Annotated in this window: 12 protein-coding genes; 8 read left to right on the top strand and 4 right to left on the bottom strand. The window is 34.4% G+C overall.

Annotated features, from left to right (window positions below; all coding sequences use genetic code 11):
- Nucleotides 1-181 precede the first annotated feature (181 nt).
- Nucleotides 182-1951 carry an aminopeptidase P family protein gene (locus tag BM371_RS14385; RefSeq protein ID WP_034678808.1) on the bottom strand — a complete coding sequence of 590 codons (1770 nt, stop codon included), beginning with the start codon at nt 1949-1951 and terminating at the stop codon, nt 182-184.
- Between the two features lie 305 nt (nt 1952-2256).
- Here BM371_RS14385 and BM371_RS14380 point away from each other — a divergent pair, with 305 nt between their 5' ends.
- The 4 genes from BM371_RS14380 to pruA all read left to right on the top strand — a co-directional run bounded on the left by BM371_RS14380 (nt 2257) and on the right by pruA (nt 6069).
- Nucleotides 2257-2694: a DUF6526 family protein gene (locus BM371_RS14380; protein WP_034678806.1), complete on the top strand. Its 438-nt coding sequence runs from the start codon at nt 2257-2259 to the stop codon at nt 2692-2694.
- A 122-nt stretch (nt 2695-2816) separates the two neighbouring features.
- A complete protein-coding gene (locus tag BM371_RS14375; protein ID WP_034678805.1) occupies nt 2817-2984 on the top strand; it encodes a hypothetical protein in 168 nt (55 codons plus the stop codon).
- Nucleotides 2985-2993: 9 nt separating this feature from the next.
- Nucleotides 2994-4097, top strand: a complete 1104-nt coding sequence (locus BM371_RS14370) for a DNA topoisomerase IB (RefSeq protein WP_034678804.1) — start codon at nt 2994-2996, stop codon at nt 4095-4097.
- Between the two features lie 346 nt (nt 4098-4443).
- Nucleotides 4444-6069 (top strand): L-glutamate gamma-semialdehyde dehydrogenase, encoded by a 1626-nt coding sequence (gene pruA / locus BM371_RS14365; RefSeq protein WP_034678803.1) that lies wholly within the window; start codon nt 4444-4446, stop codon nt 6067-6069.
- Nucleotides 6070-6299: 230 nt separating this feature from the next.
- Here pruA and BM371_RS14360 read toward each other — a convergent pair whose 3' ends face one another.
- Both BM371_RS14360 and BM371_RS14355 read right to left on the bottom strand, forming a co-directional pair.
- Nucleotides 6300-7145: an ABC transporter permease gene (locus tag BM371_RS14360; protein WP_034678801.1), complete on the bottom strand. Its 846-nt coding sequence runs from the start codon at nt 7143-7145 to the stop codon at nt 6300-6302.
- A gap of 2 nt (nt 7146-7147) precedes the next feature.
- Nucleotides 7148-8050 (bottom strand): ABC transporter ATP-binding protein, encoded by a 903-nt coding sequence (locus BM371_RS14355; protein ID WP_034678800.1) that lies wholly within the window; start codon nt 8048-8050, stop codon nt 7148-7150.
- Nucleotides 8051-8231: 181 nt separating this feature from the next.
- Here BM371_RS14355 and BM371_RS14350 point away from each other — a divergent pair, with 181 nt between their 5' ends.
- The 3 genes from BM371_RS14350 to BM371_RS14340 all read left to right on the top strand — a co-directional run bounded on the left by BM371_RS14350 (nt 8232) and on the right by BM371_RS14340 (nt 12166).
- Nucleotides 8232-9587, top strand: coding sequence for an AAA family ATPase (locus BM371_RS14350; protein ID WP_034678799.1), 1356 nt, complete (start codon nt 8232-8234; stop codon nt 9585-9587).
- A 333-nt stretch (nt 9588-9920) separates the two neighbouring features.
- Nucleotides 9921-10880 (top strand): T9SS type A sorting domain-containing protein, encoded by a 960-nt coding sequence (locus BM371_RS14345; RefSeq protein WP_034678797.1) that lies wholly within the window; start codon nt 9921-9923, stop codon nt 10878-10880.
- A 176-nt stretch (nt 10881-11056) separates the two neighbouring features.
- Entirely contained in the window at nt 11057-12166 is a 1110-nt protein-coding gene (locus BM371_RS14340; RefSeq protein ID WP_034678796.1) for an NAD(P)/FAD-dependent oxidoreductase, read from the top strand.
- 94 nt (nt 12167-12260) lie between these two features.
- On the opposite strand, the gene BM371_RS14335 is transcribed toward BM371_RS14340, so the two are convergent.
- Nucleotides 12261-12542, bottom strand: coding sequence for a hypothetical protein (locus BM371_RS14335; protein WP_034678795.1), 282 nt, complete (start codon nt 12540-12542; stop codon nt 12261-12263).
- 104 nt (nt 12543-12646) lie between these two features.
- On the opposite strand from BM371_RS14335, the gene prfB reads away from it, so the two are divergent.
- Nucleotides 12647-13759 (top strand): peptide chain release factor 2, encoded by a 1113-nt coding sequence (gene prfB, locus BM371_RS14330; RefSeq protein ID WP_034678794.1) that lies wholly within the window; start codon nt 12647-12649, stop codon nt 13757-13759.
- Nucleotides 13760-13818: the final 59 nt, after the last annotated feature.

Genomic DNA, 13818 nt, shown 5'->3' with positions numbered 1-13818 from the left:
GTGAAATATTTCTCAGGATTTCCACTGAAAATAAAACCGTGAAAATACGGTTGCAAAAACAAATTGTCCTGCAAAGTTATTTACAGGACAATTTTTATATGTTTAATCAATCTTAATAATCTAAACTTCTTAATTTGATCTCAATGGTTTAAATTTACAATTGACCATTCGCAATTCACTGTTAAATCGGGCTTACCAATTCTAAAAACCATTCCTTCACTTCACCTTCCAAATGTGGGGCAAGCTTTTCTTCACAGGTTTTATGATAAGCATTCAGCCAGTTGATTTCTTCTTCAGAAAGAATTTCTTTTACAATATCATTTTTAAAGAACGGGCAGAACGTCAATGTCTCAAACTCATAAAAAGTTCCATGCAAACTAGTTTCAGATTCTTTCACGGCAATCAGATTCTCATGACGGATTCCGTAGTCGCCTTCCAGATAATAACCGGGCTCATTAGAAACAACCATTCCCACCAAAAGTTCCTGTGGATTCATATCTTTTCTGATATTTTGCGGTCCTTCATGAACGTTCATAAAACTTCCTACACCGTGTCCTGTTCCATGGTTATAATCTTTTGCTTTCATCCATAAAGGAAGTCTTGCAATGGCATCAAGCTGAACGCCTCTCGTTCCTTTCGGAAACTTCACCATCGATAAACGGATCATTCCCTGCAAAACCAATGTTGAATTGATTTTAAATTCTTCCGAAACTGCTCCTAAAGCCAAAGTTCTCGTAATATCGGTTGTGCCTTCAAGATATTGACCTCCTGAATCTACCAAAATACTGGCGTCATTCGTCACGTCTTTACTTCCTTCAGATTTTGCAGAATAGTGCATCATTGCTCCATTTTCTTTAAAACCAACAATGCTTCCGAAACTTTCACCCACAAAATTTTCTCCTGCAGCACGGAATTCTCTCAGTTTTTGTCCGATAGAATATTCATTCATTGCTTCTTTTCCTGCATTGTGAGTCAGCCAGTAAAGGAATTTCACCATCGCAACGCCGTCTCTTACCATCACTTTTCTGAAACCTTCAAGCTCGGTTTCGTTTTTCTGAGCTTTCATCAGATTTCCCGGAACAGCGGCTTTTACAAAGGTATTTTCAATTTTTAAAGCTTTAAAAATCGATTGGTTGCTGTTGGGTGATACTAAAATATTTTCGTTTTTAATGGTTCTCAGATGATTGTAGAATTCTTCGTAAGGCATCATTTTTACCCAAGCTTCATCCATTTGTTTTCTGGCTTCAACTTCCATTTTTTCAAGGTCGGTGAAGAGAATTGCATCATTTTTAGTAATTAAAATATATCCTAAAAATACAGGATTGCTTTCTACATCGCTTCCTCTTAGGTTCAAAGTCCATGCAACGTCATCAAGACTTGAGATGACATGAACACCAACTTCCTGCTCTTCCATTTTCTGTCGGATCGCAGAAATTTTATCAGTCACAGATTTCCCTGCTCTTTCTACTGGATGAGTATAAATAGGTTTTTTTGAAGGAGTTCCTCTTTCTTTCCAGACTTCTTTCAATAAAGGAAGATCAGCTAAAGTTATGTTTTTTGCATTCAGTTTTTGATACAGAAGCTCCCAGTTAGAATGTGATGTTGCCAAAGCATTGACAGCCACTTTTCCGTTTGCAGGAATTTCAGAAATAATCCAGTCGATATAATTGGGCGTTCCTTCCATTCCGTCTTTAAAAAGATCAATTCCTGAACCTTCCAATTCAATCGGAGCCTGAGTGAAATATCTTCCGTCTGTCCAAAGTCCGGCTTTATCTTTTGTAATTACCACAAAACCTGCAGAACCAAGAAAACCTGAAATCCAGGCTCTTTCCTGCCATTCTTCAGGCAAGTATTCGCTCATGTGAGGATCTGCCGAGTATACTATAAATGCATCAACATTGTTTTTCTGCATTTCTACACGAAGTGCAGCTACTTTTTCCTTTGAAGTCATTATTTTAATAATTTTAAAGACGTGAAGTTACGCATTTTTGAGGCTCAAAGATCAATCGGAAAGTTAAAATATCTAAGAAAGTTTTGTAAGGTGAAGATAGATGCTGGAAGCTGGACGAGGGAAGTTTAATTAGGATATAGTATTAATTTTTTTTCATTTTTTTAGAAAATTTCTTGTAAAAAATACATCACAAATTTGCAGACCAAAAATTACTTCCAGCTTCCGACACCCAGCTTCCAGCCCAAATAAATACCACAAATTAATAAGTCAAAACATTTTGGAAAGGTTCTTGCTACTATACCTCTATGGAAACACAGAATTACACCAATCACAGGAAATATTATCCACCCCATCACTTTATTTTTCTTCCATTGTTATTCTTTTTAGAAATATTTGGAATTTATAAAGTTTTTAAAGATTCAGAACATGAGCTTTTATGGATTCTTTTCTCTGTCATTATTTTCCTGATTCTGTATCTCGCCATTATGGTTCGTCAACATTATGCTCTCGGACTTCAGAACCGTTTAGTGAGACTTGAGTTTAAGCAAAGATATTTTGAACTGTTCAGTAAAAGGTCGGATGAAGTAGAAGAGAAGCTGAATTTCAGTCAGATTGCAGCACTGCGTTTTGCTTATGATGATGAATTTAAAGAGCTTTTATATAAAGCTTTGCATGAAAATATTTCAGGAGATGAAATTAAGAAATCTATCAAAAAATGGAGAGAAGACCGGAATAGGATTTAAGATTTGAAGTTTGAGATTCGAAATTTTGGTTAATTAAGCAAATATCAAATATCAAATATCAAATTTATTGATTATACATCCCTCATCCAACAAATAATATTAAACCTAAAAAATAAATTATTATGAAAAAAATAACTTTATACAGCATGACTATTATTAGTCTGATGCTTTTGACAAGTTGTGAAGCGGTAGAAACGATCTTTAAAGCAGGAATGTGGTGGGGAATAATTCTGGTTGTCGGCGTAGTAGGCATTTTATTATGGCTATTTTCTCGGGGTAAAAACTCTTAACCAACTTTTATGGATCAATCAGATTTAGATATTATTTCTCATCTTAAGCCATCGAAGATTGTCAAAATTATGAAGGATCCGGTAGCTTCTGCAAAGGCGGTAAATCTTATTTATACCACTGATGCTGAAGCTTCCGGTATTATTCGCCGAAAAAGAGGTAAAAAGTTTCAGTATTTTAAAGGTGATGAAAGAATTAAGGATAAAGAAGAAATTAAAAGAATAAATAGCTTAGTTATTCCGCCGGCCTGGGAAAATGTATGGATCTGTGCTTTAGACAACGGTCATCTTCAGGCAACAGGTTTTGATGTGAAAAACAGAAAGCAATACCGTTATCATCCGTTGTGGAGTGCACTGAGAAACCATACTAAGTTTTACAGAATGCTTCAGTTTGGGTATGCCTTGCCTGAAATTCGTTTGCAGCTAGAAAAAGATTTAGCCCTAAGAAATTTTGAAAAAAGAAAAATTTTGGCATTAATTGTCAGCTTGATGCAGCGAACCAATATCCGTATCGGAAATAATATTTACGAAAAATTGTATGGTTCTTTCGGTTTAACAACTTTGAAAGAAAAACACGTGAAAATCGAGGGACAAAAAATAAAATTCTCATTCAAAGGGAAAAAAGGAATTATGCATAATGTCAGTCTGAAAAGCAAAAGATTGGCTAAGTTAATTATGAAATGCAAAGAAATTCCGGGAAAAGAATTGTTTCAGTATTTTGATGATGAAGGAAAAAGACATTCTGTGGATTCAGGCATGGTGAATGATTATATTAAAGAATTAAGCGGTGAAGATTTTACAGCTAAAGATTTTAGAACATGGAGTGGAACAGTAAATGCCCTAATTGCTTTTAAAGAAATCGGTTATGCCGAAAACAATTCTCAGTACAAAAAGAAAGTAAAAGCCGCTTTAGATATTGTTGCTGAACATTTGGGAAATACAAGTACGGTTTGCCGAAAATATTATGTACACCCTTTAGTCATCAACCTTTACGAAAATAATACGATTAAAAAATATCTTGACGAATTGGAAATCATTGAAGAAAATGATGGAAAAGCCGGATTAACTCACGAAGAAAAATTAGTGTTAAAAATTCTTGAAACGGAGAAGATGTGAAAAAGTGAATTGAACGGTCAATTCGCTTCGCTTGTCAATTTTTTGGATTGCGAATTTCATATTATAAATATCTTTTAACGCTAAGTCCGTAAAGAAATTTTCACTAAAAAACTTTTTGTTTCCGTCCGAAAAGGCGTTTCACTCAGCTATGGTGCATATTTCATTTGCTGAACGAAGTGCCTTTGCGAACGGAAAATATTTTCAATTCTAAAAAATCTCAGCGCTCATTGCGTTAATATTTTTTTCTAATATTTCCACTCACACAAAAATTGACTATTTGCATTTCCTAGAAGTAAATTTTAAATGTTGTAAATTTGTAAAAAGCAAAAACAAACAATACAACTATATGTCAAAAGCAATTTCGCAAGTACCATTTGCAGTAAATGAGCCGGTAACTTCTTACGAACCGGGATCAGCAGAAGTAAAATCTCTACTTGCAACGTACAAAAAAATGTGGGCAGAAAAGACAGAAATCCCAATGATTATCAACGGTAAAGAAGTGAAAACGGGCGATACTGTTCAGCTTCAGTCTCCACAGGATCATTCACACGATTTCGGTTTTTATCATAAAGGAACAATGCAGCATGTAGATGATGCAATCAACTCGGCTTTAGCAGCAAAAAAGCAATGGAATGAGCTTGGATGGGAACACCGTGCAGCGATTTTCTTAAAAGCGGCTGATCTTTTGGCTGGACCTTACAGAGATGTGATCAATGCAGCAACCATGATCGGGCAGTCTAAAAATGTTCATCAAACTGAAATTGATGCAGCTTGTGAATTTATTGACTTCCTGAGATTCAATGTAGAATTTATGACAGAAATGTATTCTGAGCAACCGGTTTCTGATGCAGGAATCTGGAACAGAGTAGAGTACAGACCATTGGAAGGATTCTGTTTTGCAGTAACTCCATTCAACTTTACAGCAATTTCAGGAAACTTGCCAACATGTATGGCAATGCTTGGAAACGTTGTGGTCTGGAAGCCTTCAGACAAACAAATCTATTCTGCAAAAGTAATCATGGATGTTTTGATCGAAGCTGGTCTTCCTGCAGGCGTTATCAACATGATTTTTACGGATGGAAAAGAAACGGCTGATAAAGTTTTAGCGCACAGAGATTTTGCAGGACTTCATTTTACAGGTTCTACAAAAGTTTTCCAGGGAATGTGGAAGATGATTGGTGACAATATTCACAATTACAGAACATATCCGAGAATTGTTGGAGAAACTGGTGGAAAAGATTTTGTAATTGCACATCCTTCTGCAAATGTAGAAGCGGTGGCAACGGCTTTGGTAAGAGGTGCTTTCGAATATCAGGGTCAGAAATGTTCTGCTGCTTCAAGAGCGTATATTCCTCAGTCTCTTTGGGCTGATGTGAAAAAAGTGATGGAAACTCAGATCGCTTCAATTAAAGTCGGTTCTCCTGAAGATCCTTCAAATTTTGTAAATGCCGTAATCGATAAAAATTCTTTCGAAAAATGTAAAGGATACATCGACAGAGCAAATGCTTCAAACGAAGCAAATGTTGTGATTGGTGGAAAAGTAGATGATTCTAAAGGATGGTTTGTAAACCCGACAGTTATCGAAACTACTAATCCTCAGTACGAAAGTATGGTGGAAGAAATTTTCGGTCCAATCTTGTCGATTTATGTTTACGAAGACGCAAAATGGGCAGAAACTTTACAATTGGTAGATTCTTCTTCACCATATTCATTAACAGGTTCTGTTTTCGCACAAGACAGATATGCTGTAAATGAAGCTTTCAAAGCATTAGAAAATGCTTCAGGAAACTTCTATATCAACGACAAACCAACTGGTGCGGTTGTTGGTCAACAACCTTTCGGTGGTGGTAGAGCTTCAGGAACTAATGATAAAGCAGGTTCTAAAATGAACTTACTGAGATGGACTTCTGTAAGATCGATTAAAGAAACTTTCGTTTCTCCTAAAGATTACAAATACCCATATCTTGGTTAATGAGTAATAAATAATAGGTAATGAGTAATTTTTGCCTGTATAAATATAGCCCCGGAATTTTATTTCGGGGCTTTTGTTTTTATATTTTAAGCTAAGACATTTTTATTATTTGAGAGCCCTGAAAGGGCGACCTCATAAAGCATCGGGTAAAGCCCGATGAAATAATTAATAAAAACAAAAAAAGTGACTCAACGAATCACTTTTAATTTTGAATAATATGTAAAACAAATTTACCAGTCTCTTTTCTTTAAAATCAAATAAGATCCCAAAATAAATAAACCACACCAAACCAAGCAAGCAATTAAGCTTTCTGTAGGATAGGTAAATTCATACTTTAAACCGAGTGCTTTTGCCATATTTAATCTTAACATTGGGTTAGGTATTAAATTAGATATGCTTTCCAGTGGGAAAAGTTTGCTGAAGAAAAAATCATTTTGTAGAATTTCGTTTCTTTGAGCCGCCTGTGTTCCTGCAACTTTTGTGTAAGTTTCAATTCCTCCAAGAATAGATTCTCCTACCCAAAGTACAAAAAATGCAAGGAATACAAAAACTGATTTTCTTAACAGAATTGATAAAAACATTAATAAACAGAAGAATGCAAAAAGTTTCAGAAAATAATTTCCAATAAAAAATATTTCTTTATAAACCAACGACGACTCTGTTGAGGTTGAATATCGGTATCCTAAAAACATCGTAATTCCAAACACAAGAACAGTTGAAATGAATGTGAAAATAATAATGGTTAAAAGTTTTGAACCAATAAATTCTTCTCTGCTTAAACCATCAATGGTATTTTGTTTAAACATTCTGTTGCTGAATTCCTGACAGATTGAAAATACAATAATCAACCCTAAAAATATCTTCAGTAAAGCGACGGTCCAGGTTGTAAAATTCCAGATTTCCGGGAAATTGTACATTCCTTGTTCTTTTAGGTTGATGGTATCTCCGAAGAGCTTTAAATCAATCAATCCGATACAAAGGAAAATAATCAATATCACAAAATATAAAATCGTGAAAACCTTGAACGGTGTATAATTCAGATTTTTATAATATTCTAATTTTAATAATTTCATCATGATTAATTAGTGTTTTTTACAAGTTCAAGGAATTGATTTTCAAGCGATTGTTTTTTCTTGGCTAAATGCGACAAGAAAATACCTTTTTCGGCAAGTTTCTGGTTTAGTGTTGATGCAGAAATCGACGCGTCATCGCGAACCTGTGCTTTTACTAGTTCGCCTTCTGCAAAAACTGAAGTAAACCACTGAAGTTCTTCCAAAGCACTCAAAAGAGCGGAATTATTATCTGCTTTCAATTCAAAAAAGCCTTGGTTGCTGGTAATTTCATCTACTCTTCCCGAATAAATGGCATTTCCTTCTTTTAAAACAATTACATGACTGCAGATTTTTTCGATTTCATCCAAAAGGTGACTCGCAATAATGATCGTAATACCCTGTTTTGCAATAGTACCAATGATTTCTCTGATCTGGATAATTCCTTCAGGATCTAAACCGTTTGTAGGCTCATCCAAAATCAAAACTTCAGGATTGTTGAGTAAAGCCGAAGCAATAGCCAGACGTTGCTTCATTCCTAAAGAATACGTTTTGAACGTGTCTTTTTTTCTTTCTAAAAGTTTCACGGTATTCAGAACTTCGTCAATTCTTGAATAAGGAGTTCCTTTGATCTGGGCAACAATTCTTAAGTTGGTTTCTGCGCTTAAATAAGGGTAGAAATTGGGTTGTTCAATAATCGCTCCTATTTTTTTCAGTGTTTCGGGATCAGTTCCCTTTTTACCAAACCAAAACCAGTCGCCACTCGTAGGATTGATGGTTGAAAGGAGCATCCCAAAAGTAGTAGATTTTCCACTTCCGTTGGGACCGAGAAGTCCGTAAACATTACCTCTTTCCACATCGAAAGAAATATTGTTAACAACGACTCTCTTGAATTTTTTTGTCAGATTCTTTACTGATAAAATTTTTTCCATGTAGTTCAGTTATATATTTTGATAAGTTTCTCTTTTTTGTGAAATGTTACAATTTTTTTTAAGAAAAAAGTAAAAAGTAGAAAGAATCAAGTAAAAGTGCTAAACATCTATATCCCGAATCTCGAATTTCAAATCCCAAATCTCAAAAATTTTTCATTATATTTGAGTTAAAGATGTTTGTATGAAGTTAATCCAGCTTGCAAAAGAATTAAATGTTTCCGCTGAAGCCATTAAGCAGTTTATTCAGGATTTTGATCTCGATTTGATCGACTGTATCACCACCAATTTCGAAGTGAAAGAAGATTTTGAAAAATTTGCCCGTGAAAATGTAGATTTTTTAAAATTATATGAAAAAGATCTGGATGAGAACAAAACTGTAGAGCAGATCGCAGAAACCATCAATCAGCCCAAAGAAAAGGTAGAAAAAGCGATTAAGGAAACCGATGCAAATATTTTTGATAACGGATTATTCCGTTCATCTATTTCAAGTTATGGAATTGATCAGAAATTGGGCGGAAATTATAAGTTTGTTTATAATTATTTCGGAACTAAAACCAGTTTACAGCAACGTGATTTCATCGGTTACAGGGATCTTTATTTTCATATTTCGGGAATTTTGGAACCTTTTCTAAATCCACAGCAGATAAAAGACTGGGGAATAAACAAACCCGCAGGGATTGTTTTGTATGGCCCTCCCGGAAGCGGGAAAATTTTTTGGGCGAATAAAATTGCAGAAATCATCAATTATAAATTTAAAGAAGTCAAAAAATATTATCTCGGAACTTCTTTTGTGGATGGAAATCAGACTAATTTCAACGATTATCTTGTGGCAATGATGAAACAAGACAAAGTTTTACTTTTTCTTGAAGACTTTGATGATATTATGATGGAAAGAAGAGCAGAAAACAATGTCGCTTCCTGTAATCTTGAAACTCAGGAAATTATTCTCCATTATATTTCTAAATTTGAAAGTGAGGATGTTTTAATGGTGGGCTCTGCAAATACAGTTGTTGATATTGATGAGGAAATTTTGGCTCCCGGAAGATTTGATGTTTTGATTCCCGTTTTTCCGCCAAATGCTGCCGAAAGATCAGAAATTATCCTGTATTCGATGACCAAAAATTTGGATAAAGATTCTCTGCTTTTTAAAATTCTTAAAAATAATAAAGCCGATAAAATTCCTTTCTGGAACAATATTGCATCCAAAATGAAGGTTTTCAGCAACACCATGCTGATTGATTTTACCCAAAGTCTGAAAAAACGAATTAAAAACCGCTATCAGAGAGTCAAAAACGAGAAAATGGTTATTGATGAGGTTCTTCTGAATGGTGCTTTGCGAGATGCAGCTGCAAAACTTACCGAAGAATACCTTAATCAGATTGCTCAGTTTTTAAATGATGTTATTATCAATAATCTCGATGATTTCCAAATGAGAATTCGTGCCCTGAAATCTGAACTCGAAACTTATCAGGCTGTGGAAACACCGAGAAGAGAAATTGGTTTTCAGCATAATGATGCGGAAGAGAAAGATCAATAAACTATTCTCAAGAAATTATATTTTTCCATCACTTTTATTAGTGGTGGATTTTTTTTAATAAATATTTGATGACTTTATTTGTTGTAAATTTTTTATAGTATTTTGTTGATTGGTAATAATTGTTTCTTTTATTATTGTTTTTATTGTTAAATATTATCTAATTTATTTGAAATGTTGTTTTTAAAGCAATTCAAAGATGGGTGAGTATGTGTTGAGTAGGTAATTCTGCGCTTAGAGTAGCTTTTTTTGTGGTTCGTCTTCTATATTTGTTGAGGTTTTTGATTCTGAAAAAACTCATCTTTTTCTTAAAACTAATCAACAATAATATAATCTATGAAAAGAAAACTCCTTTCTCTTGGTGCCGTTTTAGCTTTAACTCAATTAAATGCACAGACTTATCAGCCTTTAACCGTTACAGGATTTAATGCAGATGTTATTGCAAACGGAGTCGGACCTTCTTTGAATTCTACAACCATGAGTTTAGACAAAGACACCGACAATTTTGCGTATATGTCGAAAGATTTTAAAGTAAATTCTTCCGCAACAGCATTAACTTACGGATTGCCCGAAAACGGACTCATTACTTCTGCAGTAACGGCAACAAGTGGTTTAACCTATCAGTTGGCTTCTTACTCAGGAAATAACTCTCTGAGACTTCCCAATGCAAATGACACAGGAACGCTTACTTTAGTAACACCAACTTCAACAAATAATTTATATGTTCTTGCCGTAAGTGGAAGTGGTCCTTCTACCGGAGATATTACGGTTAATTTTTCAGACGGGTCATTTCAGGTTTTTACGAATATCAATTTTCAGGATTGGTATGGCGGAACAAGTGCAGCTATTCAGGGAATCGGAAGAATCAATAGAGCTACAAATGCTTTGGATGCAGCAGGAGGTACAAATCCAAGAATTTACCAGATCCCTTTAGCAATAAGCCCGGTAAGTTATAACAGATTAATTACTTCAGTGAATATTAAAAAAACATCTACAGCGACAACAGTAATAAATGTCTTTGCAGTTTCTGCTCAAGTTACTAATCTCTCTGTTTCTGACGCGAAAAAATCAAACGAAATCGCAATTTACCCTAATCCGTTTGCAAGTGAATTGAATTTGAGGAACTCTTCAGAGATTGCTTCAATTGAAGTTTTAGATTTTGCAGGGAAAACAATTAAAGCTAATATTCAACCCGAATCAAAACTGAATCTTTCATTCTTGGATAAAGGATATTACATCCTTGTTCTAAAAAACAAAAATGGAACTTTAACTTCTCAAAAAGTAGTTAAAAAATAATATGAAGTATTTTTTTGCTTTTATTATTACACAAAATAGAAAAAATGATTGTACAATAAGCCGGTTTTAATTAACTGGCTTATTTTTTAGATTTTGATGAATATTTGGTTAAATTTAACGTGTAATTGTGATTGAAATTTATGTTCAATGATTACCTTCACCAATAATTCTTACTCATGAATAACAGCATTTGGGAGCTTGAAACATTTTACAGAAAACATGATGTAATTATAATCGGAGCCGGTTTTACAGGATTGTGGACTGCAATTTCCATCAAAGAAAAATATCCTAAAAAATCAGTTGTAATTATTGAACGAAATTCTATTCCGTTGGGAGCATCTACCAGAAATGCAGGTTTTGCATGCTTTGGAAGTTTAACCGAAGTCATTGCCGATTCTGAGAAAATGGGATGGGAAAAGACATTGGATTTGGTAAAAATGAGGTTTAATGGTTTACGAAAAATTCAGTCTTATTTTAAAAGCACAGAAATTGATTTTGAATTAAACGGTGGTTTCGAAATTCTAAATGATAATGAACCATTGCAAAAAATTGATGAGGTTAATGAAAAGCTTAAATCAATTACAGGATCAGAAAAAACTTACTTTCTTAATCAGAAAAAAATCAAAGAATCCGGACTTGGAAAATCTGAATATTTAATTGAGAACACATTTGAAGGCAGTCTTCATTCCGGAAAATTACTGCAAAGATTATTAGAAAAATGTTATCAGCTCCAAATTGAATTTCTCTTTGGAACTGAGGTTAAGAATATTGTAGAAAATACAGATGATGTTGAAGTTCAGCTTTCGCAAAGTCTTTCCATAAAATCCAATCAAATTATTCATTGTACCAATGCATTTGCCTCAAAATTTTTAGAAAAAGAAGAAATTATTCCGTCTCGCGGACAAATTATTTTAACCGAACCTATTGAAAATTTAAAAATAAAAGGAACCTTCCATTACGATGAGGGGTTTTATTATTTCAGAAATCTCGGAAATCGCGTGCTATTGGGTGGCGGAAGAAATAAAGATTTTGAAACAGAACAAACAACTGATTTCGAGACGACAGAATTTCTTCAAAATCATCTGGAATTTTTTTTGAAAGAAGTCATTTTGCCCAATCAAGACTTTAAAATTTTCATGTGCTGGTCAGGAATTATGGCAATGGGCTCAGAAAAAACGCCAATCGTAAAACAAATTTCTGAAAGACAATTCTGTGCAGTGAGACTTTCAGGAATGGGAGTTGCGCTGGCTCCGAAAATAGGAGAGATGGTTGCGGAGATGATTTGAGAGTTGGATTTTGAAAATCAATCTAAAAACATAATAAAAGATCTGCGCAATCCGTCAAATCTGCGAGATAAAAATTTAATTTTACCTTCACTAATCAGTTATGTTCCCACAAGTCCAAAATATCTTTAGCAATGTTTTCAGAGTCAAATTCAGAATGAAAAAGACCATATCCAACAACTAATTCATATTCTAAAACTTCTTTCATTTTATTGTAATCGACTCCTTTTTCAAGTTGTACCAAAACTTTTTCCGAAAGCCTAAGATATTCATTTTGATTTGTTCCTTTAAATAGATCAATTGTATAAAATAATTTGTTTAAACGTGATAATGAAGATTTTCGTTGATTAATAATATCATTGATTTCATTTCTACTCATATATTTTAAATTTTAATCCAATAAATATAGTTTAAAAGTATTACTCATTGCACATTATTCATTTCTCATGATTTTATCCGTATTTTTGCAAAAAGAAAAAATTCGTGATCAACAACGACCAGATAAAAGAAGTTCAGTCAAGAATTGAAGATTTACACCGATATCTTCAGATCGACAAAAAAAAGATAGAAATTTCCAACGATGATGAAAAAACTGCTGCCCCGGAATTTTGGGATAATCCTAAAACAGCAGAAATATTTCTGAAGCAGCTTCGTTCGAAAAAAAAATGGGTAGAAGATTATGAAGAGATCAATACTCAGTTTGAAGATTTACAGGTTTTAATGGAATTCGCTAAAGAAGATCCTGATTCTGAAAAAGAATTGGATGAAACCTTTCCTCAGCTTTTAGAAAAAATCGAAGACCTTGAATTTAAAAACATGCTTTCCAACGAGGGTGATGAGCTTTCGGCTGTTCTTCAGATTACAGCAGGAGCAGGAGGAACAGAAAGTTGTGACTGGGCATCGATGCTGATGAGAATGTACACGATGTGGGCGGAAAAACAAGGCTACAAAATCAGAGAACTGAATTTTCAGGAAGGTGATGTTGCCGGTGTGAAAACGGTGACTTTAGAAATCGACGGCGAATATGCTTTTGGTTATCTTAAAGGCGAAAACGGGGTGCACAGATTGGTGAGAATTTCTCCTTTTGATTCCAATGCGAAACGTCATACAAGTTTTGTATCGGTATACGTTTATCCGTTGGTGGATGATACGATTGAAATCAACATCAACCCTGCCGATATTTCATTTGAAACTATGCGAAGCTCAGGAGCAGGTGGCCAAAACGTAAACAAAGTGGAAACAGCAGTTCGTCTTCGTCACGCTCCGACAGGAATTATCATCGAAAACTCAGAATCCCGCTCTCAGCTTCAGAATAAAGAGAAAGCAATGCAGTTGCTTCGTTCAAGACTCTATGAAATGGAGTTGGAGGAACGTATGAAAGCTCGAAATGAGATTGAAGCCGGAAAAATGAAAATCGAGTGGGGAAGTCAAATCCGTAATTATGTGATGCATCCTTATAAACTGATAAAAGATGTTCGTTCTGCTCACGAAACTTCAGATGTTGATGGGGTGATGAACGGAAACCTTACCCCTTTCCTGAAAGCTTATCTGATGGCAGACGGAACAGCCGTTTCGGATGACGATTTAGACCTATAAAAAATCATGTTTGAATTTTCGTTAAAATATGCTAATAAATTTCCTTGTATAGGGGATTA

The organism is Chryseobacterium formosense (genome assembly GCF_900116415.1).
Classification (GTDB): domain Bacteria; phylum Bacteroidota; class Bacteroidia; order Flavobacteriales; family Weeksellaceae; genus Chryseobacterium; species Chryseobacterium formosense.
Note: the sequence above shows the minus strand (reverse complement) of the source record. Positions and strands in the feature narration are given on the sequence as shown.

Excerpts from the sequence above, each read along its gene's own strand:
- BM371_RS14385 (WP_034678808.1), bottom strand. The coding sequence starts at position 1,951 with ATGACTTCAAAGGAAAAAGTAGCTGCACTTCGTGTAGAAATGCAGAAA.
- BM371_RS14380 (WP_034678806.1), top strand. The coding sequence starts at position 2,257 with ATGGAAACACAGAATTACACCAATCACAGGAAATATTATCCACCCCAT.
- BM371_RS14375 (WP_034678805.1), top strand. The coding sequence starts at position 2,817 with ATGAAAAAAATAACTTTATACAGCATGACTATTATTAGTCTGATGCTT.
- BM371_RS14370 (WP_034678804.1), top strand. The coding sequence starts at position 2,994 with ATGGATCAATCAGATTTAGATATTATTTCTCATCTTAAGCCATCGAAG.
- pruA (WP_034678803.1), top strand. The coding sequence starts at position 4,444 with ATGTCAAAAGCAATTTCGCAAGTACCATTTGCAGTAAATGAGCCGGTA.
- BM371_RS14360 (WP_034678801.1), bottom strand. The coding sequence starts at position 7,145 with ATGATGAAATTATTAAAATTAGAATATTATAAAAATCTGAATTATACA.
- BM371_RS14355 (WP_034678800.1), bottom strand. The coding sequence starts at position 8,050 with ATGGAAAAAATTTTATCAGTAAAGAATCTGACAAAAAAATTCAAGAGA.
- BM371_RS14350 (WP_034678799.1), top strand. The coding sequence starts at position 8,232 with ATGAAGTTAATCCAGCTTGCAAAAGAATTAAATGTTTCCGCTGAAGCC.
- BM371_RS14345 (WP_034678797.1), top strand. The coding sequence starts at position 9,921 with ATGAAAAGAAAACTCCTTTCTCTTGGTGCCGTTTTAGCTTTAACTCAA.
- BM371_RS14340 (WP_034678796.1), top strand. The coding sequence starts at position 11,057 with ATGAATAACAGCATTTGGGAGCTTGAAACATTTTACAGAAAACATGAT.
- BM371_RS14335 (WP_034678795.1), bottom strand. The coding sequence starts at position 12,542 with ATGAGTAGAAATGAAATCAATGATATTATTAATCAACGAAAATCTTCA.